This window comes from Paenibacillus sp. FSL H7-0756 (assembly GCF_038006765.1).
GTDB lineage: Bacteria > Bacillota > Bacilli > Paenibacillales > Paenibacillaceae > Paenibacillus_AQ.
This window is the reverse complement of the sequence record NZ_JBBOVT010000001.1, coordinates 1026175-1051123: the sequence shown is the minus strand read 5'-3', so window position 1 is coordinate 1051123 and position 24949 is coordinate 1026175. Positions and strand designations below refer to the sequence as shown.

The window sequence follows — 24949 nt, the reverse complement described above, 5'->3', positions numbered from 1 at the left end:
CATGAATGCACTTCCGGGTCTGCTCAGAGCCGATCTGCTCAAAATGCGGCGCACCCCGTTTCTCCTGATCCATCTGCTGACTCCGCTGATCGGGGCCGGCCTGTTCCTGGCCTATTATTCCATCTCTGCTGCAAGTGAAGCGGGCAAGGTGATGGGGTTCATGCAGGCAGTCGCTTGTGCGTTTCCTACCCTCATCGGGCTAGTCTGTGCGATGGCGGCGGAGCAGGAGGCCGCCTCCGGAGGGTTTCAGGGGATGCTAGCCCTGCCTGCGGGCAGGACAACAACCTTTTTGAGCAAGCTCCTGCTCCTGCTGGGATTCAGCCTGGGGGCGGTCCTGCTGGTCTTCGTCCTGTTCAGCGTGGGCTTTGCCGGAATGCTGGGGCAGGACCGGCACGGCATACCCTTTTATCTCACCGGCTCTGTGATCCTGTTCGCAAGCAATATCCTGCTCTATCTGCTTCACTTCGCGCTCAGCCTGCGATTCGGACGGGGCGTCTCTGTCGGCATAGGCATCACGGGAAGCCTGCTCGCTGCCCTGATGCTGACCGGTCTTGGCGATATCCTGTGGCCGTATATCCCCTTCGCCTGGGGCGGCCGTTTTCTCTCCCTGCTGGAGATTCAGCATTCGGGAGGCTTGCCGCCTTTTGCCGAAACGGGATTGGCCACCGGCGTATCCATCTGCATAGTAGCAACGATAGCTGCCGGCCTCCTCAGTATGGTATGGTTCTACAAGTGGGAGGGCCGCTCTGCGGATAACTAGCCTACTAATCTGTAAATGAGGGAATCCATGACTATGGCCAAAATACTTGTGGTAGACGATGAACCCGCCATCCTGTCCCTGATAGCCAACGCGCTCAGTACCGACCGCCATCTGGTAACCACCTTCTCTGATTCCACGCTGGTGCGCGGGACCGACCTCGGTGCATATGACCTGATTCTGCTGGATGTGATGATGCCCGGCGTGGATGGCTTCACCCTGTGCCGGGAGATCCGCACGGCGGTGGATTGTCCCATTCTTTTTTTGACGGCGAAGACGCTGGAAAGTGACCTGATGTTCGGACTGGGGCTGGGGGCGGATGATTATATTATGAAGCCCTTCGGCATAGGCGCGCTGCGGGCGCGGATCAACGCTCATCTGCGGCGGGAGAACCGGGAGAAGCGCAACATTCTGTATATGGACCCTGTTCGCTTCAACCTCTCCGGTAAAGAGCTGTACGCCCGGGAGGACAAGGTGCCGCTGACCAAAAGTGAATATGAAATCTGCGAGTTTCTGGCCCGCCACCGCGGTCAGGTCTTCTCCAAAGAGAATATCTATGAAGGGGTCTTCGGGCTTGACGGGGAGAGTGACAGCAGTGCCATTACGGAGCATGTTAAGAACATCCGCGCCAAGCTGGGCCGGTACGGGCTTGAGGCCATTGAAACCATCTGGGGGATCGGATATAAATGGAAGCTGTAAAACAACGCAAAGCCGTGCGGCTGCGCACCTTTTTTCTGCACTACCTGCTGCTGTTGAGTCTCGGTACCGTTCTGCTGCTGGGAGTATTGCTTGGCGCATTCACACTGGCGTTCGCCCGAGGGGCGCTGCTGCCTGCCAACTATGACGAGAAGGAAATTGCCCAGTTCAAGCAGCAGCTGGCTGCGGGCGTAGCGGATAAGTCTCCCCAGGTCCCGGGCCGGCTGGAGTACACCGTATTCACCTTGGACGGGAAGCCGCTGGCCGGCAATCTGACAGCTAAAGAGGCGGAGCAAGCCTGGAGAATTGTCCGGGAGGGGAACAACAGAAGCTCCTACTACTACACCACCGCTGAGCATGGGCAGAAGCTGTGGATCTTCCGCTATGTCCTGACACCGCAGTATGCTTCTCCAGTGCTGCGCAGCGCGCTGCCGAATCCCCAGCTCCTGGGACCCTCGCTCTTCGTGCTCGGGTTCCTGCTGATGGCCGCCCTGCTCGCGGCCCGGTTCGGCCGGAAGCTCTCGGAGCGGATGGCCGGCCTGCAGGATGCGACCGAGAACATCCGGCGCGAGAATCTGGAGTTCACCGTCCAGCCCAGCGGCATCCGGGAGATTGACGAGGTGCTGGGCTCCCTGGACCGGATGAAGGATGCCCTGCAGACTTCACTGGAGCAGCAGTGGATGCTGGAGCGCTCCCGCAGCGAGCAGATCTCCGCGCTGGCCCATGACATCAAGACGCCGCTGACCATTATCCGGGGCAATGCCGAGCTGCTGCAGGAGATTGTTGAGACGGAGCCGCAGCGTGAATACAGCGGCTATATCCGCCGCAGCGCCGAAGACATTGAAGCCTTCGTGCAGGAGGTCATTGACTTGTCCAGGCTGCAGTCCGGCTCATCCCGCCAGCAGACGCGGGTCCCGGCGGCAGAGATCGTGGCCGAGCTGGAGCTGCAAATGAAGGCCCTGGCTGCGGGCAGGGACCTCAAGACCTCTATCCGGCAGGAGAAGCTGCCGGAATTCCTGTACATCCACAAGGAGCTGCTGCTGCGGGGAATCATGAACCTGATCGCCAATGCGGCCGAGCACACCCCGCCTGGGGGAAGCATTGCCCTGCTCGTCCAGGGTGAAGCGGCGGCGGTTCAGTTCACGGTTACCGATACCGGCAGCGGCTTCTCAGCGGCCGACCTCCGGGAGGCGACTAACCAATTCTACCGGGGCGATCCGAGCCGCAGCTCCGGGGATCATCACGGAATGGGGCTCTACATTGCGCGGTCTGTGGCCGAGCAGCACGGAGGCAGTCTGAGCCTCAGCAACGCCGCACCCTCCGGGGGCGGGAAGGTCACGATGCGCATTACCGTGCCTGAGCAACGGCCCGGCCCGGGGGTAGACTAAAACGCTGTCTGCGGTCAGGCGGCGTTTAGTCCCAGCTTTCTTTTCAGCTCCGGATAGATCCGGCCGTACAGCTTCCGCCGCAGCGCCGAATGATACAGGGCCAGCACCAGTGTCACTACGATCAGCGCGGCAGGTACGATATAGAGCACCGGATGATCCACGAAATAGCCGAACACATCATAACCCCGGTTGATATACCTGCCGTAGATCGCAGCGATGGCAACCACCAGCAGCACCGGCAGGGCGAACAGACCGGACAGGATGTTGACCTTCTTCATCTTTTTGTAGGTGGATTGAAACGCGCTTTCACCCTGGGCTTCTTCGAGCAGCATGACCTGCTTATCGAAGGAGTCGCTTTTGCGTACCGGCATCTTGGATTGTGTAATGTAGTTGTGCAGCACATCGAGTTCGTGGCTGAATTCCATTGTTTTTAATATTGCTCTTCCTGCGTTCATGGATGGTTTCCTCCTAAAATTCAGACTTCTCCCCAGTTCCGCTGATACAAGCGGCGGGAGGGGGTGTGTTCCGTAGGCTCTGTGTACAGGTTGGTCGCGGTTATAAGCGCAGCCATCTTGTCCAGGAAGACCGCCTTCGGAATCTCCTGGCCGAGAATCAACTCGTAGACCTGCTGCAACTCGGCCAGAGTGAATTGCTCAGGCATTAAGAGCAGCGCGATTCCGGTTCTCTCCGTCTCCTGGCGCAGCCGTTCAATAGCATAGGCAATGATCTTGGCGTGATCAAAAGCGAGTCCGTCATTGGACAAGACGGCATATTGCACCGATCTGGCTGCCGGTGTCGCTGTCAACGTCTGTTCAATCACTGCTGCCAGCTCCTGTCCGCCCGCTTCCAGCCGAAGCTCATAGATACGGGTGCGGATGCAGCCCGGCTCCAACAGCTCCTTATGCTCCTGCCGGAGCTGGTAGCTTACCTTGAACCATGCCGCAGCCTCGGCATCATCCCCGGCCTCTAATTGGATGCGGCGGCTGTCGACAAGCGCCATATAGCTGCTGCTGATCACCCAAGTACGGGGATCGCGCCCGGGGTCAGAGAAGGTGCGAAGCTGCTCCAGATATACGCCGGTGACGCCGGTCTCCTCCTCCAGCTCGCGTGCGGCCGCCTGATCTGTGGTCTCGTCCGGCTGGGCGAAGCCGCCGGGCAGCGCCCACTTGCCCAGGCAGGGATGCCCGCCTCTGCGGATCAGCAGGAGACGCAACTCCTTCGCCGCAGCCTCAGGTTCCTGGTCCTCCGCTGGATCTATAACAGTGAAGATTACCATATCCGCCGCCACGGAAGGCCGCTCATAGTCCCCGGCCCGGTACTGCTCCAGGAATTCACGCTCTGTAAGTCCGTTACCATCTCTTAATTCCACTCTCTCCGCCTCCTCTGCCTCTGGTTCAATGCACCAGTTCTCCGAAATAGTTCCCGTACGGCTTGAATTTTGCCAGTACACTGTCCACCTTGCTTATACGTTCCGTAAGCGTGCCCCTCAAGGTAATATAGGGAATCCGCCGCTCCTTCAGATCCGCGATAATCTGCTGATGGAACACATGCCGCTTCTGATCCCCGCTGCGGTCCCACGTGTCGTCATACGGAATATCATCGTCGCACAGGAAGAACAGATCGTAGCGCTGCGCGTTCTCCAAGGCCAGCCGGGTCAGCAGCTCAGGTGCCTTCCCGTGGTAATCCAGCGCATACATATACGTGGTGATCGCATTCGTATCGACGAATAAATACCTATTGGCCTCAAGCAGCGCCTGCTCTTCCCGCTCCAGATGCCCCACCGCAATCTCGTCAAAAGCCTCCAGCCCAATCCGGCGGTCCACCTGATGCTCCGTCCAGTAATCCCGCCCGTATTCGCTGGCGAAGGCTGTGCCGTACTTGCGGGCAAGCGCTTCGGTAATCGTAGACTTCCCGGTAGACATCGCCCCTACGAATACCACTTTCGTAATCAAATCGCGGTATACCAGCCCGCTGACATAATCCCGGTATTTGTAAGGATCGGAGCGGACCATCGTGGCCGATACCGGCACCTGTACCCGCGCTTCATCCACCCGCCGGTCGATAGCCCCCAGCGCCAGGCTCATATGCGCTCCATAGAACTCGCTGGAATAGAAGTGAGTCACCTGCTCGCCCTTCAGCAGCCCCAGGATATATTGTTCTTCCTGGATCTCATGCTCTCTATCATCCGAGTACCCGTCCGGCCCGTCCCAGGCCTCGATCACCCGGACCGCAGGATAGAGCCTGCGAATCCAGTTCGCCCGGACCTGTAGCGGAACCGGAGAGACAGTGGTCTCATAGATCACCACGATCAGCTCGTCGACCTCCTGAAGCGCCGTCTCGAACATGAACTGGTGCCCTTTATGCAGCGGAGCGAACTTCCCGAGGGTTAATCCGAGTGTCTTCATGCCAGTGCCTCCTTCGCCCCTTTATTCCAGTTGTAGTAGCCGTATACCGCATTAATCAGATAGGCGCTCCACATCACAATCATCAGCAGGCCCTCCCCGCTGCCTTCAATGGTCCGGATCACCCAGAGCAGCACGGTGAACATATTCAACACAATATAGACCAGCCACTGCTCCTTGAAACGCCGCACCATCAGGATCGTTGCCACTACGGATAGCACGGTAGTCAGGGCATCGATGTAAGGTGAATTCTGCCCCGGGATGAAGGATAGACTGTAGCCGAGCAGCAGCGCCCCGGCAATGCAGATTCCGATGGTCAGTACGACCCCACCGGCCTTCATCTGGCGCATGGACAGCTTGCCGCCCTGCATATTTCTTTTCCACATATAAAAGCCTACAATATTCATGGGCACAAAGAATAGCAGATTCAGCATAACCTCGCCAAATAATCCGTTGATATAGGCCAGATAAGCATAACCAAAAGTATTATACATCCCGAATCCATAGCTCGCCAGCTTCCCCTTCGCCGTCAGCACCACGCATAGTACCCCGGTGATGAAGACCGTGAACCCGAAGAACGAATCCTTGGAGATCACTGTAAAAACAACCGCAATCAGCGTAAATATCACCAGCCAGGCGAGTTCAAACCCGCTCCAGCGGCCCGCAGCCCTCTTCATGTTTATCCCTCCGGTTCATTTCCTGATGTACAGGCAATTACTTATTAACTAATTGATAATTACAATTTGTTAATATCAAGATAACAGATTATTTGGCAGGGCGCAAGCAGTAATTTCCACTATGAAGACATTCTACTCTGAAGTCCTCCAGATACCGGTTGATTACAGCGCAATAGGAAGCTTTAACGTTTAGAATGATGCAAACTGCAGCTTAGCTTTCCCGATAGACCAGCCTGGGGCTGGTCCTTTTTGTCGTTCTTCTACTTTTATTCCATTTGTTGTTGCCTAAACCTCTTTATGCAAATATGATAGATTCATAGACTCCAAGATCTTACAGATTCCCCACCCAATTAATGATCCTATGAGGAGGAACGGCAAGCAATGTTCAGGACAAGAAGTACGAAACGGGGCTTCATCTTATTAGTCATTATGGTTTTGGTGTTCTCTTCGCTCCAGCTCAGGCCTGCCTTGGCGCAGGAAGACACGGGCGGCAAGCAGCATACGGCCTATACAGGAGAGGGGTACGAGGTAATCTACACGGTTTCCTCTAAGTGGGAAGGCGCCTTTAACGCCGATGTTACGATCAGGAATACAGGCACCCGGACGCTGGAGAACTGGACTCTTGGATTCACCTCCCCCTATGAGATCACGAATATCTGGAATGGACGGGTGGATTCCTACGAGAACGGCCTATATGCCATCAAAAATGCGGGAAGCAATCAGGATATTCCCGTAGGCGGCAGTGAGAGCTTCGGCTTCACAGCTTCCGGTGAAGGAGAATTACAACTGCCCGCAGTGTTTGAGTTGCTGGGCGGGGACCAGATCGTGCCGGCCGGGCAATACGAGCCCAGCTTTAAGGTAACCAGCGACTGGGGCAGCGCTTTTAACGGCGAGATTGCCATTAAGAATCTGTCGCCGTCCACCATTGAGGATTGGACGCTAGAGTTCGATTATGAAGGTCAGCTGGACCGCTTCTGGACGGCTGACATCACCAGTCATACCGGCAATCATTACGTTATACATAATGCGGGCTACAATGCCAACATTCAGCCAGGCGAGACCCTTGTGCTCGGCTTCTCCGGGAGTCCGGGGAATGTGACAAGCGGGCCTTCCGGCTATCAGCTGACACAGATCTCAGCCCGGCAGGAAACCCCTGGGCCGGAGACGGTCTCCGTGCAGCTGGATACGTACGGCCTTCAGCTTCAGACCAGTCCGGAGGGAGACTATTACTTCCTGACCTCCAAGATGGACAGACTGACCGGAACACTGGGAGGGGCATCAAGCGTCACAGCCCTTACCTATCAGATTGAAGACCGAAATAAGGCAGTCCTCCAGCAAGGGACGATCCCTGTAAGTGCGGCGTGGTCTGCGGAAGGAATCGGGCTTGGGATCGGATACAATCAGCTGAAGCTGCGCGCACAAGTTCAAGACGGGACTGAAGTGACCCAAGAGTATATTATCGTGAACTTCGACGAGAGCAATCTGGATAACCTCGGGATTGACCGGGAGAAGGACAGTGATAATGACGGAATCAGCGATTACTATGAGGACCATTATGGCCTCTCCGCTACCAGCAAGGATACCGATGGCGACGGGTTAAGCGACCGGGATGAGCTGCTCGTGCTGAAGCTGAACCCGCTTGAGCCGGATAGCGATAAGAACGGGATTGCTGATGGTGATGAAGACTATGACGCAGACGGATTAACCAACCTGGAGGAACTGCGGCTTGGCACCAGCCTCATAGGCGAAGACAGTGACGGCGACGGTCTTAAGGACGGGGAAGAGGTTCATACGCACAAGACCAGTCCCCTGAAGGCCGATACCGATGGCGACGGACTCTCTGATGGCTGGGAACTCCAGATTGGCAGCGACCCGCTTGTGCCTGAGACGAAGTTCGCAAGAACATTGAAGGCAGAGGTGACCGGCGCCAAGGCCCTTCCAAGTGTGACCGTTGAAGGGATCACGGCGGAGCAGGTAGACAGCTTGTCTGTCCAGCCGGTTCAGGACGGCATTCTTAATGATACAACCATTCCCGGGTATATTGACCAAGGTTATAATTTCTCCATTGACGGAAGCTTTGAGAAGGCAACCATTTCCTTTGAGTTTGATCAGAGCTTATGGAATCAGGCAGACTTTGTGCCGCAGATCTACTATTACAATGAGGAATCGCAGCTGTTCGAGGAGCTGCCGGATCAGCAGGTAACCGGGAATGTGGTCTCGGCAGAGACGGCTCATTTCTCCAGGTACATTCTGCTGAACAAGACGGTATATGAACAGGTCTGGCAGTATAAGTTCCTGTTTGATGAAGGGCAGGAGCATTATTCGGGGATGGATATTGCCTTCGTCATTGATTCCTCGGGCAGTATGTCAGATAATGACCGGAACAATGTGAGAATCAGCGTCACCCGGCAGTTTGTTGATCTGCTGACGGACAGTGACCGCGGGGCTGTGGTTGATTTTGACGACTATGCTACAGTATTATCCGGCTTCACTTCAGACAAGGCGATGCTGAGTCAGGCTGCGGGACGGATTGATGCGTACGGCGGAACGACGCTGAGCAGCGGAATTTCCAGTGCGCTTAATCTGTTCGCAGCCGGCGGGAGAGCAGATGTCCTGAAGTACATTATTATGCTAACTGACGGGGAAGGCTCTTATGACACCGCACTGACCAAGCGGGCTGCCGATCAGGGAATCATCATTTATACGGTGGGCCTGGGCAGCAGTATTTCGACCAGTGTACTGAACAGCATGGCCCAAGGCACCGGCGGCAGCTATTATCACGCCAGCAATGCCAGCCAGTTGTACGGAATTTTCGATACGATTGCCGAGACTTCCGACCTGTACAAGGATACCGACCAGGACGGCATCAGTGATTATCATGAGAAGGAAATGCAGGCCGGAAGATTGCGTGTCGGTACTGGCGGTGCGGCCATCAGGTTGAATTATCTGGATGCCGACAGCGATAACGACGGGCTTAAGGACGGGCAGGAGATCCGCATTACCAAATCCGGCGACAAGGTCTACGCCTATTTGTACTCCAATCCCAATCTGGCCGATACGGACGGTGACGGATTGAACGATGCCGTGGACAGCCGAAGACTGATTTCAGATGTAAGTGAGGCGCTCATCCTTCAATCGAATCACCGGGAAGGCATTCTAAAGACTGCCGCGCCGGGAACCTCTCCTGTCTCCGATGACCTGACGTTCAATGACTACACGTATGGTGAATTGCTTAAGCTGGGTCCGGTATTCTCGGTGGCCAGGATTACGCCCGAGTCCATGATCTGGGGCGAGATGGCCCTTCTGTTCGTTGTCGGCAAGATCGGGGCAACGGATGATATGAAGTTCGTTCTTGGCGATCTGATCTCAACATTCAAATACAGCAAAACCATTAATGAAGGAGCCTCGGTAGCCCTTGGTGACACCTTCGATACCAGCAAATATATCAAGTATCATAACAGCCAGCTGGACAATGCCGTCATCACTGACGCCAGCACCCAGAATTATGTACAATTAATCCGGAATTTCGTGGTGCAGGAGCTGCGCAGCAATCACGGTGATCTGTCCAGACTGAGATTTGACCCGAACGGAAGCCATAATGTGGTGAACAATTACGTGAATCAATTCCCGGCCAGTCCGTATCCGGTATTTACGGAGAAGACCAATCTGGCCTTGTCTCTGGCCATCCACGCCTTCCATGGTCATAATATTACCATTAAGGATTTCAAGAACAACGGAGGTCAGTTCAGCGGCAAGCTGGTGTTCCATTTCTATGACCATTTCGGCCTGGATGCTGACGATGAGATCAATAATCCGGGATTTGTGGACTGGTTCACCCTCCAGCACTACGAACGGTTCAACGGCAAATATGTACCGTTCATTACCACGATTGATTACGAGCTGCCCTTCAGCGGCTCCATGAACTAATTCTAAGTAGGTCAGGCAGGTGAAGCTATTGAGTCGCAGGACACGGGTCCTTCTTGGCATAACCCTTATACTGATGCTTGCAGCGGCAGGCTTCATCATCCGGTATGATCCCTCCAGAGCGCAATACAATCTATTCCAGGAGCACCGCGGGACGTTCGATACTGTGAAGACGGAGACCCTACTGCTGATGGACGGCCTGGATAAGGGGCGCAATATCGGGAATACCTTCATCTATTCCAATAATGGAAATGCGGCTGCCCCTATGTTCTTCGAGGGTACGAACGCAGGCTTGCAAGACAAGATCCGGCAGCTAGCTGCGTTGTCCAAGGATACGCTGAACTTCGTGCGCTACAGCAGGCAGGACGGGAAGGATCTCCTGCGGTTCGTCTTCGACTGGGAAGGGGAGCATGGCCCCACCTATCATATTGTGTATGGCGCAAGTCAGCACATGGTTGAGCAGGCATATGCAGCAGAGCCTGTCCCATACAAGCTGTCCGCATTGACAGAGGGCTGGTATGGGATTGAGATCAAGTAGCGGTGAATTCACCAACTGAACAGCGTGAAACATATAAATTCTTATATTTCAAAAAGGGAGTCCCAGCCATGTAATGGCTGAGACTCCCTTTTCTTTTGCACAAATAAGGTAACCGCTCCGCTCACACCACATATTCGGCCATAATCTGCTCAATGTGGTACGGAGTCACGCCCTGATCCACCGAGAATACGGTATCGGCCTGCTGCGCGGACGCAGCCAGCTCACCGCGGGCCTTGGCGTGAAGCGTGAATAGATCGTACAGATCAGGCTTCCGAAGCGAGGTCATCGCCTTGCCGATAATCACCATCCCCTTCTGGTTAGCCTCCACATTATTAGAATAGAAGGGATCTCTCGTCAGGGACAGGTCTGTCCAGATCACGGTCCGCTCCACCAGATCCAATATCACAGGAATGGCAATTTGGGTATCTGCGGTGACATCTATCTTATTGGACACCGTAGCCGGCTCATAGATTTCACCGGACCGGGGCTTCTTCCGCATCATCCACCCGGTGAAGCACTCCGGCAGATTGCAGTACGGCTGTCCTGTGAAGGAATGGAGCGTAGCCACCACATATCGTCCGCCGTACTCGACCATTGAAGGAATATGCAGGTCGATGAACTCGCTGGCCCCGTAGGGCGCCGTTACAATATCTCCGCTATGGGCTGCCTGATATTGTGCGGAACGCAGATTCGTATACGAGATATGCTCCATGTACTGCCAGTTGTGGTCATACAGCACAGCGGACAGGTCAATATCTACACGGCCTGTAGGTGTACTGTTCACCTCCCCCTCCTTCCACCAGCAGAAGAAACGGATTGTATTCCCTTCGGCCATCGGAATCCGGCTGCCCCGTACAAGCGTATGCAGCGCTTTGCTGGCTGACCGCTGGGAGAACGGCACATGATAATCTTTAAGTCGCTCGTCAATATATACCTTACCCAAGGAGGGCTGCACAGAGAAGCGCGTAATCAGCGTCTGCTCACAGAGGTCCACAATCTCACGGCAGGACCCTTCATCCAGCTCCGGCTGTGTATTCGGGACCGCCCAGGCTTTGGCTATCATCCCTTTGGGAAAAAAGACTCTCAGTTCCTGCCCCTCCCGCTGGCGGGCGAAATGGTTCTTCACCTGCAGCAGCACCGGGGTCGATACCTGATTGGCTACTTCTCCGAAGGCCATCACCACAAACTCCGGCTCCCGGGTCATCCGCAGCAGTTGGGCCAATCTTCGGGCGAATTCACCCGGACGCTGCGCCAGCAGATCCAGTGCCGTCCACATTTGGTGATACTGAAGAGCAAGCTCCACACTTCCGTTAAAGGTCGTGAAGGCTTTGTTGTTGCGCAGGATATCAAAAGCCTCCTCACAGCGCTTATACCGTAGCTTATACTCCGAAGGATGCAGAATCTCGCCAAGGCGAATCCAGCGCTCCTTATATCTCAGCATATCCTCCGTGATCGTCTGACACCGCTCCAGTAGTCCCAGCAGCAGCCGGCGTTCGCGGCGCTTGAACTTGCGAAAGCGGGTAGGCGCCGCCAGACTGACATCGCCTTCCGACCAGGCCACCGCCAGCCGCAGCACATCGGTTGCCGTCTTGAAGTAAGGGCTTATTCGCGCCACATCCGCCTTATCATGCTTAAGCAGCGACGCCGCCACATATCCGGCATTCTCCTTGAACGGAATCTCCGGCGGCAGGAGTTCATCCAGCTCTTCGTTGGCTGTATTCGCAATCACAGCGTCAATGTCCTTCTGATCCTCTGCCGAGATCGAGCCCTTGGCCTCTATCAGCTGGCGGATTAGGGTCCGGAACTCTGTGATGCTCCCCAGGTCAATGGCCTTCAGCTTCACTTCATCCTCAAGGGGCGTTCGCTGCGCAGTCTCAACATCTGGAAGCTCCCAGGTGTAGTAATGGTACATTGCATTGAAATACAGCTCCGCCTCGTCCTCCTGCATCACCTGCTCCGGGAAGCCCGGATACACCGGTGCGTAATTCACATGCGCGCCAATCATCCGTTTCACATCCGCAATCAGCGGATAATACAGATGCTCGAAATCCTCACGGGTCAGCTTCTGGACCGCCCGGAATAAGGCAGGAGACAGAGTATATCCAAGCCCCTGCAGATTACGGAGGGCAGCAGCCAGATACCCTTTTGGGAGCCGCTTAATACCCTCTGTGTCTGGGGTGTGTTTCAGCATGATTTTGCCTGCTCTGCGCAGGTAGATTCGGTTCATTCTCATAGTAAAAGTGTCCAGGAGAGCTGTATCCCTACTTGGTTTCAGTCCATGGGTAGAAGGAAGGAATACAATAGCCTGGACGCCTCCTCTCCGGATAAGCATCATAAGTATACTTCAGGAGAGCTGCGGCCCTAATTCATCCAATTTGAGTAGAAGGAAGGACCGCAATAGCCTGAAGATGATCTCCCGGCCAACGTGCAGCCGTTTGATGGTTCCATCATCGCACACGGTCCGGCAGGCCAACAGGGCGAAAGTATTACGACACAGGGAAAATTTAACTTATTTTTCAGCCCCCGGACCCCTTCATGCCATATATTTTTGTTTTTCCGTATCATGTGTTATCCTCTTTACTGTAAGTTAAATTTTAAAATACTTAGGAGGGATACCTGATGAAGAAGAGGTCTATTCAATATCTGTCTGCTGGAATCGGGTATTCCACTGCTGTTTTTTTCTAGAATCCATTCAGACGGGATAGGTCTGTCCAGAATAGTCTAAAGCGAACAAAAACAGCGAATTTAAAAGGAGACTTACAATCATGAGCCTAAATAACAATGTCATTCAAAGATATAATCCCGAGAATATAGCCCAACCGGTTGGAAGCTACAGCCATGTGACGAAGATCAGCAGAGATGCTGAAATGTATGTCTTTTCCGGCCAAATCGGGATCGATCAGGACAATAATATCCCCGCAGAATTCAACCAGCAAGTGACCAATACGATGGGCAATATTGTTGACATTCTGTCCTCTCAAGGACTAACCCCGGATCATGTGATTAAAATCAACATCTGGGCCACGGAGGAAATCGATTGGGATCATTTCTATTCCATCTGGAATGAAGTGTTCGGCCCTACGCCTCCCTCCATGACGGTTGCTTATATCCAGAGCTTGGGACTGCCTGAGTTGAAGATTGAACTGGATGTTTGGGCGGCTGGTTAGAGCGTAGCGTAATTTAATGCACCCAGAACAAGCCCTAGAAGTATTCTAGAGGCTTGTTTTGGGGTGTCATGGGGACTTCATGGCTTATTAAGGAGGGATTTGCATGAGGAAAAAGATATTCCTGACAAGTGTTGCCTCATTTTTGTTACTTCTACATTTACTCTCACCTATACAGGCCCAAGGCGTTGCAGAAGATGTGGTCTCTTTTGCCAATACAGAGGGTTTGAGTTTAATTAAAGAAGGGTTGTCTAAGGACCCCGAGGGATACGGTTATGCCAATGATACAGAGATTGGTGAAATTACTGTCGGTGAAGGAATGCAGATTCATTTTATTGATGGCGCAAAACTAATGGAGGCTTCTGACAGTCTACTTGAAACAGTTACTCCTCAGGAATCCTGGGAATTTCTTATTTTGTCGAATGGGGTACCCAAATCCAAGATGGTCATTCAAAAAGATTCAAACGGTTCTTATCAGGTTAACGAGTTCGGGGGGAATCCTGAAACCTTGGCTTATGCCATTCAAGCTCTGCAAACTGAGGGGAATGTGAGCGAGCCTACCCTTATCCGTGAGCGGGACGAATATATCGCTGCTTTCAAAAAAGATAATCAGGAGCTCATTATTGCCCCACAGCAGGCCTCATCAACAGAATCAAAAGGATTAAGCAGCAATTCAGAACCTCAACCACCGGAGCATTTAATAGATGTACTGCAATCCTTACAAAACAATTCCTCAGAGGACGCCAAAGATGGTTCGGGAACTGTTGCTTCTGCATATAATACTGATGATAGTAATCACTTACTAAGACCTATTATGATAAGCGCTCTAATTGCACTAGCAGTCGTGTTCATAATGTGGATCTATCTCAGAAAACGGAAGTCATCCAATCCAATATAAGAAAAACAGGCCGCTTTCCCTCCCCGGAAAGCGGCCTGCTTCATCATCTGCTACCCTATCACTCCCCCTCCCCTTTCTTCGGCGCAGCCCGTTCATACACCACAGGATACGTCTCGCTGCCCAGCAGCATCCGCTTGCCCTGGAACTCGTCATAGATGTTCACCCGCACCGTGGCGCTGGAGAGGGCTTTGTACGCCCGATTGTTCAGGCTAAAGGACAAGCTATCCGTTAACCCGGCACCTGTCACTTCCTCGCCCAAGGAGAGAAGCTTCTCCGAAGTCTGGCCGAACGGATCGATCAGCTCGGCTACCAGCTTATGCTCATTGAGTCCGGCTACGTAGAGTCCGCTGCGGGTTAAGCGGTAGCTTAGCTTCGCCTCGATAGACTCCCGGTCCTCAAGCATCACGGCTGTAGCCTGGGTGACGGACAGCGAGAACGGGAACAGCTCCAGCTTCTGAAGAGACGGCTGCGGGGCGGGATTCGTGGCGTTAAGCGCCAGACCCATGGTATTAATATAAGCAGTCGACGCTGCCCCGGGTGCTGTCAGCTTGCCTTCGGCAATCCCTTCCCCAAGAAAGAGGGTCAGCTCTGAAGCATTGATCTCCGGCGGAAGCTTACTCCAGACGGTGACGAGACTTTTCTCTTGAGGATTCAGGGCTGTCTCCGGCTGGCTGAACACCGCTTCGAAATACTGCTGATCCGGGGTTCTGTAATAGCCCACCAGCTGCGCGGGCGGGGTTCTGCGCAATTCCTCGTTCGTCATCGTCAGCTCCGTATAGATCAGCTTGGAATCTGTCCCCGGATAGACCCGGGTCTGTCTCTCCAGTATCTCTGCCTTCTTGCCGGTCAGCCCTATATGGAGGGGCTCTCCGGCAGCCGCCGTTCTCAGGGTATTCTCCACTTGGCTGGTGAACAGTGTCAGGAAATTCGCTTTGGCCTCCCCCGAAGGATACTGAAGAATGATCTTCAGCTTCGTGAGATTATAGGCATAGGGAAGGTTGCCTGCGATATACAGCACGGCTGTTTCCCGGGGAGCCAGATGAGTTGCAGAGCCGTCGATCACAAGCTGCGCACTGCCGCTGATGTCCTTATCCCCCGCCTTCAGCAGCGCTGTAAGCGCCGGGAGCTGCACCGTGGTTGCACCTGTATTGCGCAGGCTCACCTTTGTTACTACCTGATCCTGGTCCGACCATGGCAGACGTTCCACCGCTTCGAGCTTGACTACGAAGGTTCCCAGAGGGTTCTGCACAGGGTATTCCGTAGCCAGCAGATGATCCGGCTGCAAGGAATACGGAATCTGGAAAATCGCTGCCGGGAAGGCAATCCGGTCCGCTTCCGCCGGCTCGGTCATCTGCAGCCGGAGCATACCCTGCTTGAGCTTCAGGGGCAGCTCGGCGCTGAGTTCTACGGTCTGCTCCTCCAGCGGCTTCAAGATAAGGCCCGCCAGGGCTGTATTGCTGACCGGGTAGCTGTAGCCTTCGGCCGTAGTCAGGTTGAACGGGTACGCCGGAAGCGTCACTGCCTGATTGCCCGCGTTGCGCACGCGGAATTTCAGGCTCCATTTCGCCAGATTATCCTCCGCATAGACCGCCGCGCTGGCTAATTGGGTATCAATCATGCTGTTATTGACCTTGAGCCTTTTCACGGCGTTCACAGGGACGTTGAAGTCAGGCGCTTCCGCTGCGGGCAGCTTATATTCGGCAACCGGCAGCTTCATTTGCAGCGCATCGTCCTCCTGAACGAATTGCAGGGACATATTGTCCAGTTTTGTATAAGAAGGAAGGTCCGCCAGGTAGTAGAGGATTCTTTTCTCCTTGGGCTGGATCGGGGTGTCCGCCTTGTCCGCCTTGTCCGCCTTCAGTTCGAACCTAGAGCCTCCCGGCGATACAAGGTATCCCTTCAGGCCCGTATCCTTAAGTACCTTGGCTCCCGAGTTGATGAAGCTGACTCCAACCCGGGCATATACCTTCCCGTCCATCTTATAGATATGCAGGCTCTCCGCCTTGCCGGTCACCGGCAGCTCTCCCAGGGTCAGCTTCTTGCTCTGGCCCCTGGGGGTCACTGTAGAGTAGGAGCCGGGAATCGTGAACGTTCCCAGCTTCTTCTGATAGCTCGCCTGGCTGAAATCCCAGCCGAACAGGGCGATGCGGACTCCGTTTATTTTGGCAGCCTTCCCCGCATTGACGTAATACGTAACCGATTGGCTGCTGTTAGCAGGAATGGACTTGATGGCAGCACTGCCTGTTACCGGTTTGCCTTGGATCACAGCGCCGCTTGAAGTGGTGACCTTGGAGAAATAATCGATCAGGCTTACATTGCTGCCCGTTCCGTTGTAGTAATTCAAGGTGTACGTGAGTATATTCCCGCTCTCCTGAGGCTGAAGCGCTGCGTTCAAGAGCTTCACACTCACGCCGCTTTTCAAGGAGACCGCCCCCAGTCCCTCCAGAGCGGGTAAGGCTGCGTTCGCCGCTGTTCCCGCTGAAGATCCGGCGGCTGCCGTATAGGCTCCGAAGGCGATGGACTGGCTGAGAACCGCCAGGCTTAGCATGGCAGCAGCATATTTTCTTTTGGAATGATACATGATTCTGATTCTCTCCTCCCTTAACTTCGCTTACGCTTGCGGCAGCCGCATCTCGAATCTTGTCCGTATCTCGTTACTCTCCACAGACAGAGTTCCCTCATGCTGCTCTACGATGTTCCGCGCAATGAACAGACCCAGACCCGTGCCGCCATCCTGATGCGTCCGCGCCCGGTCCCCGGAATAATACATCTCGAAGATATGCGCCTGCTCCTCCGGCGGAATGGGATTCCCGTAATTGATCACCTCAACCGCTACTCCACCTGAATCAGGACGGCTGTTAATATCCACATACACGCCTTCCTGCCCATAGCGGGCGGCATTGGTCAGCAGATTCCCCAAGACCCGTACCAGCAGCTCCCCATCCCCATAGACGCTTAAGCCGGGGGTAATATTCAGCCGGGAGGTCAGGCCGTTCCGCTCAAATACCGGGTATAGCTCCTCGTTCAATTGCCGGAGCAGCTCGCCGATATCCAGGTGCGTCCTCACCATAGGCAGTGTGCCATAGTTCATCTTGGTGATCTCGAACAGTCCGTCAATCAGCTTCTCCAACCGCTGGGACTTGGTGAAGGCAATGGTGGCGTAGTGTCTGATCGTCTCCATCGGCAGCTTCTCCTCCTTAAGGATCAGATCCAGATAGCCAAGCACAGAGGTGAGCGGCGTACGCAGATCATGGGCCAGATTGACGACCAGCTGATCCTTGCTGCTCTCGGCGAAATCGCCCCGTTGCACCGCTGCCAGCAGCTTAGCCCCTGCCGCATTCAGATCCTCTGCAATCGCACTGAACTCATCCCTTGAGGCAATCTTCACCTGATTCTGAAATTCCCCGTTAGCCAGATGATGAATCCCGCTGGAGATCTCGTTAAGATAACGGATATAAGGCTTGGTGAACTTGAAAAAGAAGATCAGCATGAGCGGAATGAACAGCATCAGCGATACGTTGAAGTCCCCGAGCCTATAGATGAACCGGCGCACTTCCGCCTCCGGGTCCTCCCACTTCACCCCGGAGTAATAGAGCTGAAGCAGCTTGAAGATCCCATAGGTCAGACTGGCTGAGAGCAGCATGCTCACCCCCAGCAACTGGACTAATCTGGCCCGGAAGCCCCGGGCCCGCTTATTCATTGAACGTATACCCGACGCCCCAGATGGTCCGGATGAAGCGGTCCTTGTTCTGGTCCTCGCCCAGCTTCCTGCGCAGCGTACGGATATGCACCATCACGGTATTGCCGGATTCGTAGTACGCTTCGCCCCATACCTGCTGAAAAATATTCTCGGCGCTGAACACCTGCTTAGAGTGGCTGGCCAGCAGATAGAGGATGTCGAACTCCTTAGGCGTGAGGTCAATCGCCTTCCCGTATAGCGTAACTGTATGCCGGTCAGGCGATATAATAAGCCCGCCCGACTCCAGCACCGGGGCCTGATGGGCAGCCGGAGGCTGGCTGAACTGCCGGGAACGCCGCAGCTGGGAATTGACACGGGCCAGCAGCTCCATAGGGTTGAAGGGCTTAATCATATAATCATCCGCTCCCATCACAAGGCCGGTAATCTTATCGAAATCTGAGGTCTTCGCGCTTAAGAAGATAATCGGCAGGTTATGCTTCGCCCGGACCTGGCGGGTAACCTCGTACCCGTCCAGCTCCGGCATCATAATATCCAGGATCGCCAGATCAATAGACTGTAACTGAATGGCCTGCACCGCGGCCCGGCCGTCAGGCACCTTGATACAGTGATACCCTTCCTTCTGCAAGTGCAGGGCAATCAGGTCGGCAATCTCCTTTTCGTCCTCTGCGATTAGAATCGTGGTTCGCTTCATACCGGGACCTCCCAGGCCTTGATCTATTCGTTAAGGTACGTAGTCGCCTTGTTCTGAATCAGCTTGGCCACATCCTCTGCCGTCTTCTGTCCGCTGAAGAACGCGTTTGCCTCCTCACCGATGATGTTCAGAATCTTCACATCCATCATGGCGAAGTTATCCGCTGTATCCATCATGTCTTGGAACACCTTGAATTGTCCCTCTGGAACACTTGCAAGCTTGCCGTCCGGGAGCTTATACGTCCCGCTCTTCACCTGCTGCTGAAGCTCACTGAACTGCTTGTCATTAAGCGACCGGAGCAGGGAGAAGCCTTCTCTGCTCTGCAGGGACTGAACTTCATCAGAGAGCAGGAACTCCATGAACGTCCAGGCTTGTTCGGCAACCGGCGATTTGGCCTGTATCGCAAATGTATAGTTCGGAATAATTCTCATGGCCCCGGAGTTTCCGCTATGCGGCTTATACAGCAGCTTCGGATTGGCGAAATTGGTATACGGAACGTTGATGAAATCCGCCGGGCCCTGTATAACGGCAGAATAGAACAATTGATTCTCGGTCTCCACCGGTTCTGTGGTCATCAATTTCTCTTGATACATCTCGTTAATCTCCCGCATCATAAATATGAAGGCAGGGGAATCAAACTTGGCCTTGCGCGCAGCTACGTCTACGAACTGGTTATAGCCGTCGACCACCATCTCCTGAAGCAGCATATCCGGCGGATTATTCGGAAGCGCGTAGCGGTGTGCGGACCCCGCCTGCTGCCCGGACGCAATCAGCGATTTGGAGATTTTCTGCCATTCCTGCCAAGTCCAGCTCTTATCGTCGATCTCTGCTTGCTTAAGTGCATCCCCGTCTCCAAGGAATGCTCTCAGGCTGAACCCGGACGGAATGATATAGGTGCCCCCGTTCACCTTCAGCGCATTCAGCACATTCATTTGCAGGTCCTCCTGCTTCAGCGTCTTCGACTGCTTGAGGTAATCATCCATATTAAGGAGTAGCTTCTTACTCACGTAATCACTGGCGGGCAGACTGCCCGTTTCATAAATATCGGCTCCTTTGCCTGAGAGCAATGCCGTACCGGCGGTTTTCTGATACTTCTCATAATCCGGCCCCTCCATCTGCTCGCTGATCCCCTTATACGCCTGAATCTGCAAATCGATATCCGGATAAGCCTGTTCAAACTTCTGCTCTACCGCACGGTAGAACTCACTATCCTGCTGGACCGATAACGTAAGAACCGTCTTTCCTCCTGTGCTCGGAGCTTCTGCACTGTTCCCTGAACTACACGCTGACATTAGCGTTGTAAAAGCAAGGCTCAGCCCCAGCCAGCCCATTTTGTTAATCATCTTCATCTTTTCACTACCTCCAAGTAATTGTTCGTATAGTAGGCCGTACTCCTAAGACTATTGCAGACGGACGCGGTTCCCGTCCTGCAAGGGCTCACTGCTCTCCAGAATAATCATCTCATCCCCATACAGGTTATCCGTCTGAATCATGCTGTCCGGACCATTCGTGATACTGGAGCGGATCTGAACCTCGCGGGCGACAAACGTATTGCCTAGTGCACCCCTCTGCTCCTCGATGGTATAGACGAAGCTTCTCCCGCCCGTCTGATGGATGGCCTTAGTCGGGACCACCACACCCTCCTGAAGGGATGGCTTCTTCAGCTGGAACTGAACCTGCTCACCCCCCTGAAGCGAACCGTCGTTCATTACAATGAAGACCGTCTTCTGTGCGATATCCTCCGCCCCGCTGGTATCCTCACCGGCAGAACTTCCGGCACGTGCCTGAGCGCTCTTGATCTCTGCAATCTTTCCCGTCAATATCCGGGCCGATGGCCCCTCAGCAGATTGAACCTCCACCTCAAGCTTCTCCCCTACGGTAATTCCAAGGCTGGATAATAGCCCCGCGTCCGCAGTGAAATCGAATTGGAACCCCTCGCGGCTGCTGGACAGCACCACATCCGGCTCGCCCGGTGACAGTATCCCCGGAAGGGCATTCAACCGGGTTACAATCCCGTCGAAGGGTGCCTTCAGCTGCTGCTCCGCAGTTAACCGGTCTCTCATCTCCGCAATTTTACGCGCCTGTCTGGCCTGATCCTGCTTGCCTGCTTCAATCTCGCGCCGGGCCTTGCGAATCTGGAGCTCATCCCCTTCTGCATACGTCTGAATGAACTGATCCTGCAAGGTCTGCTGCCCGAGCTTTTGCTTATCCAACAGCGCGATTTCTTCCTGCAGCCCAGCTTCGGCAGACTGGCTGTCATAGAGGATCAGTCTCTGCCCCTTCTTCACCCGCTCTCCCTCCTGCACAAGCACCTCCCGGGGCTTCCAGCCGTTATCATTCTGGAGCTTCACTTCCTTCACTGGCCGCAGCATCCCGCTGCCCTCCAGCGTGAATTCAAGGCTCTTGCTCTGCGGCGTGACCGTCGTCACCTTGGGCAGGGTCAACGACTGCAGCGTATTGCTGAAGAAGGTGAAGAAGAGTAACACGCCCAGTAGCAGCAGGGAGGCTATTTTAATGTTTTTTTTACGCCTGCGGTCTGCGGGTATTGCTGTCATCTCCATTTCCCCGCTCTCCTCCTATCCTCATAAGTCACTCACATACGAACCTAGCCCTTAATCCCGGATAACTGGATGCCTTCAATGAAATACGTCTCCGCATACAGGAAGAGCAGCACCATCGGGGCCATGTAAATTACAGAAGCAGCAAACGCCAGCCCCTTCTCACTGCTGACATTCGATAAGTAGACGGACAAGGGCTGACGCAGCGGATCATCCAGGAAAATCAGCGGCTGCTCCACCATATTCCAGTAATCGGCGAATAAGAGAATCGTAAGCGCGGCCAGACCCGGCTGAACCATGGGAACAATAAGGGTAGCAAAAATCCGTAAATGTCCGGCTCCATCCATCTTGGCCGCTTCGATATAGGCATACGGAATATCCAGCATGAACTGCCTGAGCATGAACACACCGAAGGCCGCAAAAATACCAGGCAAGATAATGGCTCCCGGGCTATTCAGCAGCCCCAGCCGGTCGGCCATGATGTAGTTGGGCACCAGGGTTACCTGAAAGGGCATCAGCATCGTCAGGACATAGACCAGAAACAGGAGCTCCCGGCCCCGGAATCTTAGCTTGGAGAATGCGTAAGCAGCCAGCGCAGCTATTACCGTCTGTCCGGCAATGATGGGCACCACCAGGAACACCGAATTCCAGAACATCGACAGGTACACCGGGCTCTCCAGCAGCACTTTGCCGTATTGCTCCAGGGAGACCTGATCGGGCAGCCATTTCAGATTGGCGAACGGATCGCTCCTGCCCTCTATGACCGTGTTCATTTGTCCGACCGGACCGTAATTGATCCCTATCTCGCGGCTACTCATGAACGAATTGATGAGCGTGACCCCAATCGGGAACAGCATCAGCAGGGCGACCACTCCCATAATGACGGTTAATATTAACTTGGGTAAGACTTTATCAACTCGCACTACCTCTCCACCTCTATTCCATATTTCGACGGTACCGGCGTTCCATGGCGAACAGCCCGAGAACAAGGATCAGAATGCCGCCGACCATCAGGGTAGATGCCGCTGTCATCTTCGGGAGGTCCAGGGACAGGAACATATTGTTCATAAAATGCTGCAGCATATAGATACTGTCATGCGGATATGGCCCGGCCAGCAGAAACGTCTCCCGGAATACCTTGAAGGAGTTAATGACCGACATCATGACCACAAAAAACATCGTAGAGGTTAAGTAGACCAGCGTGATGCTCCGGAACTGCCTGAAACGGCCGGCCCCTTCAATTTGGGCGGTTTCATAGTAATCCTTCGGGATCTGCTGCAGTGCGGCCAGGAACAGGATCACGTTGTACCCGATGTTTTTCCACACATACATCATCATAATTACATTCCGCGCGGCCTCCGTCTTCATCCAGTCCACCCGGGCCAGGCCGAAGCCGCTCAGCCAAGCATTCAGCGCCCCGTTCCAGTCGAACAGGATCTGCCAGACCAGGATGATGGAGGCGACAGGAACGACCAGCGGAAGAACGTAAGCAGTCCTGAGCCATTTCTGAAAATACAGCTTCTTATGGAGCAGCAGCGCTAACCCGAGCGACAGCACAATCAGCAGCGGAACACTCACTATACTGAAGTAGAAGGTGTTATAGGCTGCCTTCCGAAAGGAATCGCCCGCGATCAGCTCCCGGTAGTGATGCAGACCCACATACTGCCCGTCCACCGCACGGTCCATGAAGGAATAGAACACACCCATGCCAAACGGAATCAGATAAAACAAGGCAAACCCGATGAGACTGGGTGCCAGAAATAACCAAGCCGCCGATGAATCCCTACGGGCCCAATTCTTCAAGTTGCTCCCTCCCTGTACTCAAGAATAGGCGCAACTATTTAAGAACAAGTCGGGTAAAGATTAAAAGTTTCTTAAATTCTCTCCACAAAAAAAGCCGCGGACGGATGTATTATCCATTCGCAGCTCTTGCAAGGCACCGCATACTTTACTTCAGGTCGGCAATCTCCATGATTTTATCCCTGAACCGGTACGTCACACTAACATTCTCGATAATTGCTGTGTCGTTGTAGGCCAGAGAACCCTCGAACGCTAACGTATCGTTGTCCTTCCATGCCAACCGGTCGGCATAGCTGTAATTCTCATGATCCGGGCGGGCCCAGAGCTCCAGCTTCTGCTGTGCACCAAGCTTTATTCTGGCCGATTCAACTAGCTCCGGGCTGTTCATGCCCTCCTCCACATTCATGATCTGCACGAATTCACTTTTATTCGAGCGGGTCACCACCGCAAGCAGCTTGCGGTCCGGGGACGGGAGGATTTCCTTAATGTACATGGAAGGGGCGGCGAAGCTGAAATACGGTTCAAGCACATCGTCCTTGATCCGCCACAGCACATTCTGGGTGCCATAATCCGAGTAATTGTTGAATAAGGCGAATACGATGCTCCCGTCGGCCATTTTGTGGAGGTAGGGACTGCGGTAGCTTTTGGACAGCACATCGATGGCAAAAGCCGCCGACTCCGCGATCTTCGCGGAATCATTGGTCAAGAAGGGCTTCAGCTTCTCTAGCGCCAGCTCCCGTCCCTGCGGATCATTGAAGCTCTCCACCAGCCGGTTCACGGCAATGTAGACATACTCATCGTTGCCGCTGGATAACGCCTGCAGGAATTTGTCCGCCTCATACTGCACACGGGGGGCCAGCTCCATATCCTCTGCGGTCAGGTAACGGATGTATGGCTCTGCCGCTTTATTCTTCGTGTATTCCGTAGCGAGCAGCGCGGTAGCCGTAGAACTGTACACGATCAGGCACGCGACCACGGCGATCCATTTTTTAGAGAACCGCCCTCTCCGGCTCCTGCCCCTTGCTCCACTCTGTTCAGCCGCTTCAATCAGCGCCTCGTCAATCTGCCCGATCTCCCGGTATAGCTCTTCCCGTCTCATAGGTGCACTCCCCCCTGCTCCAGATGTATTCTAAGCTTCTGTCTGATCCGGAATAAGCGGGACTTCACCTGGCTGCTGCTCATATGGAACCGCCCCGCAAGTGCCTCTACCGAATCCGAATACCAATACCGCCTCACAAAAAGCTGCCGCGCCTCCTCCTCCAGCCCGTACAGGAATTCATTGATTAACCGCGCGGTTTCACCGGCGGCATACTGAGTTTCCACGGTCTCCGCCGAAGGCAGGCAGTCCTCCAGCTCCTCCAGAATCACCTCAAGCTGGCGGCTCCGCTTCTTAGCCGTATTATACCCATGCTTGTCGAGCGCGATATTTCGGGTGATCCGCCCCAGAAATACCTTTAGCCTGCGGGGCTGGTTAGGCGGAATAGCATTCCACGCGGCCAAATAGGTGTCGTTCTCACACTCTTCGGTATCGGAGGGGCTTGCGACAATATTCCTGGCGATCGCCCGGCAATACGCACCGTATTTGCTCCGGGTCTCTGCGATGGCCTGCTGTGAGCGCTGCAAGTATAGCTGAATGATTCCCTGATCTTCCATCTGCTAGTTTCTCCTTTGGCATCCTCTTATCTATATAGTAGAGAATTCCGGGTAACGGTTGCACTTATACGCTAATCTTTTTTACGCAAAAAATCCTGGCACA

Annotated in this window: 21 protein-coding genes; 7 read left to right on the top strand and 14 right to left on the bottom strand. The window is 54.2% G+C overall.

Annotated elements, in window-relative coordinates:
* Nucleotide 1: 1 nt before the first annotated feature.
* The 3 genes from NST04_RS04705 to NST04_RS04695 are packed head-to-tail and all read left to right on the top strand — an operon-like array spanning nucleotide 2 to nucleotide 2841.
* Nucleotides 2-760, top strand: a complete 759-nt coding sequence (locus NST04_RS04705; protein ID WP_341183359.1) for a lantibiotic immunity ABC transporter MutG family permease subunit — start codon at nucleotides 2-4, stop codon at nucleotides 758-760.
* A gap of 33 nt (nucleotides 761-793) precedes the next feature.
* Complete coding sequence (locus tag NST04_RS04700) at nucleotides 794-1456, top strand: response regulator transcription factor (RefSeq protein WP_341185177.1); 663 nt, start codon at nucleotides 794-796, stop codon at nucleotides 1454-1456.
* A complete protein-coding gene (locus NST04_RS04695; RefSeq protein WP_341183358.1) occupies nucleotides 1444-2841 on the top strand; it encodes a HAMP domain-containing sensor histidine kinase in 1398 nt (465 codons plus the stop codon). Before NST04_RS04700 ends, NST04_RS04695 begins: the two co-directional genes overlap by 13 nt.
* 14 nt (nucleotides 2842-2855) lie before the next feature.
* Here the strand turns inward: NST04_RS04695 and NST04_RS04690 are convergent, their stop codons facing one another.
* Genes NST04_RS04690 through pnuC form a run of 4 tightly spaced genes read right to left on the bottom strand, consistent with a single transcriptional unit; the run spans nucleotide 2856 to nucleotide 5920 of the window.
* Nucleotides 2856-3296, bottom strand: coding sequence for a DUF6097 family protein (locus NST04_RS04690; protein ID WP_341183357.1), 441 nt, complete (start codon nucleotides 3294-3296; stop codon nucleotides 2856-2858).
* Between the two features lie 20 nt (nucleotides 3297-3316).
* Entirely contained in the window at nucleotides 3317-4210 is an 894-nt protein-coding gene (locus NST04_RS04685; RefSeq protein WP_341183356.1) for an NUDIX hydrolase, read from the bottom strand.
* A 25-nt stretch (nucleotides 4211-4235) separates the two neighbouring features.
* A complete protein-coding gene (locus NST04_RS04680; RefSeq protein WP_341183355.1) occupies nucleotides 4236-5246 on the bottom strand; it encodes an AAA family ATPase in 1011 nt (336 codons plus the stop codon).
* Nucleotides 5243-5920, bottom strand: coding sequence for a nicotinamide riboside transporter PnuC (pnuC, locus tag NST04_RS04675; protein ID WP_341183354.1), 678 nt, complete (start codon nucleotides 5918-5920; stop codon nucleotides 5243-5245). Before pnuC ends, NST04_RS04680 begins: the two co-directional genes overlap by 4 nt.
* A gap of 381 nt (nucleotides 5921-6301) precedes the next feature.
* Between pnuC and NST04_RS04670 the strand changes: the two genes are divergently transcribed.
* Both NST04_RS04670 and NST04_RS04665 read left to right on the top strand, forming a co-directional pair.
* On the top strand, nucleotides 6302-9847 hold the full coding sequence (locus NST04_RS04670; protein WP_341183353.1) for a DUF3289 family protein: 3546 nt from the start codon (nucleotides 6302-6304) through the stop codon (nucleotides 9845-9847).
* A 28-nt stretch (nucleotides 9848-9875) separates the two neighbouring features.
* Nucleotides 9876-10382 (top strand): hypothetical protein, encoded by a 507-nt coding sequence (locus tag NST04_RS04665; RefSeq protein ID WP_341183352.1) that lies wholly within the window; start codon nucleotides 9876-9878, stop codon nucleotides 10380-10382.
* 121 nt (nucleotides 10383-10503) lie between these two features.
* Here NST04_RS04665 and NST04_RS04660 read toward each other — a convergent pair whose 3' ends face one another.
* The gene (locus NST04_RS04660; RefSeq protein WP_341183351.1) at nucleotides 10504-12615 is read right to left on the bottom strand and encodes a TerD family protein; all 2112 of its coding nucleotides are present in this window, start codon (nucleotides 12613-12615) and stop codon (nucleotides 10504-10506) included.
* 532 nt (nucleotides 12616-13147) lie between these two features.
* On the opposite strand from NST04_RS04660, the gene NST04_RS04655 reads away from it, so the two are divergent.
* Nucleotides 13148-13549, top strand: coding sequence for a RidA family protein (locus NST04_RS04655; protein ID WP_341183350.1), 402 nt, complete (start codon nucleotides 13148-13150; stop codon nucleotides 13547-13549).
* A gap of 103 nt (nucleotides 13550-13652) precedes the next feature.
* Nucleotides 13653-14444 (top strand): hypothetical protein, encoded by a 792-nt coding sequence (locus NST04_RS04650; RefSeq protein WP_341183349.1) that lies wholly within the window; start codon nucleotides 13653-13655, stop codon nucleotides 14442-14444.
* Nucleotides 14445-14502: 58 nt separating this feature from the next.
* Here NST04_RS04650 and NST04_RS04645 read toward each other — a convergent pair whose 3' ends face one another.
* From NST04_RS04645 to NST04_RS04605, 9 genes are all read right to left on the bottom strand, one after another.
* Nucleotides 14503-17025: a hypothetical protein gene (locus tag NST04_RS04645; RefSeq protein WP_341183348.1), complete on the bottom strand. Its 2523-nt coding sequence runs from the start codon at nucleotides 17023-17025 to the stop codon at nucleotides 14503-14505.
* 30 nt (nucleotides 17026-17055) lie between these two features.
* Complete coding sequence (locus tag NST04_RS04640; protein WP_341183347.1) at nucleotides 17056-18144, bottom strand: HAMP domain-containing sensor histidine kinase; 1089 nt, start codon at nucleotides 18142-18144, stop codon at nucleotides 17056-17058.
* Nucleotides 18137-18835: a response regulator transcription factor gene (locus NST04_RS04635; RefSeq protein WP_341183346.1), complete on the bottom strand. Its 699-nt coding sequence runs from the start codon at nucleotides 18833-18835 to the stop codon at nucleotides 18137-18139. Before NST04_RS04635 ends, NST04_RS04640 begins: the two co-directional genes overlap by 8 nt.
* 23 nt (nucleotides 18836-18858) lie before the next feature.
* Entirely contained in the window at nucleotides 18859-20184 is a 1326-nt protein-coding gene (locus NST04_RS04630) for an ABC transporter substrate-binding protein (RefSeq protein WP_341183345.1), read from the bottom strand.
* A 51-nt stretch (nucleotides 20185-20235) separates the two neighbouring features.
* Nucleotides 20236-21396 carry an RND transporter gene (locus NST04_RS04625; RefSeq protein WP_341183344.1) on the bottom strand — a complete coding sequence of 387 codons (1161 nt, stop codon included), beginning with the start codon at nucleotides 21394-21396 and terminating at the stop codon, nucleotides 20236-20238.
* A 44-nt stretch (nucleotides 21397-21440) separates the two neighbouring features.
* Nucleotides 21441-22316, bottom strand: coding sequence for a carbohydrate ABC transporter permease (locus NST04_RS04620; RefSeq protein WP_341183343.1), 876 nt, complete (start codon nucleotides 22314-22316; stop codon nucleotides 21441-21443).
* A 13-nt stretch (nucleotides 22317-22329) separates the two neighbouring features.
* Nucleotides 22330-23196: a carbohydrate ABC transporter permease gene (locus NST04_RS04615; protein WP_341183342.1), complete on the bottom strand. Its 867-nt coding sequence runs from the start codon at nucleotides 23194-23196 to the stop codon at nucleotides 22330-22332.
* Between the two features lie 145 nt (nucleotides 23197-23341).
* On the bottom strand, nucleotides 23342-24292 hold the full coding sequence (locus NST04_RS04610) for a hypothetical protein (RefSeq protein ID WP_341183341.1): 951 nt from the start codon (nucleotides 24290-24292) through the stop codon (nucleotides 23342-23344).
* A complete protein-coding gene (locus NST04_RS04605; protein WP_341183340.1) occupies nucleotides 24289-24846 on the bottom strand; it encodes an RNA polymerase sigma factor in 558 nt (185 codons plus the stop codon). Before NST04_RS04605 ends, NST04_RS04610 begins: the two co-directional genes overlap by 4 nt.
* Nucleotides 24847-24949: the final 103 nt, after the last annotated feature.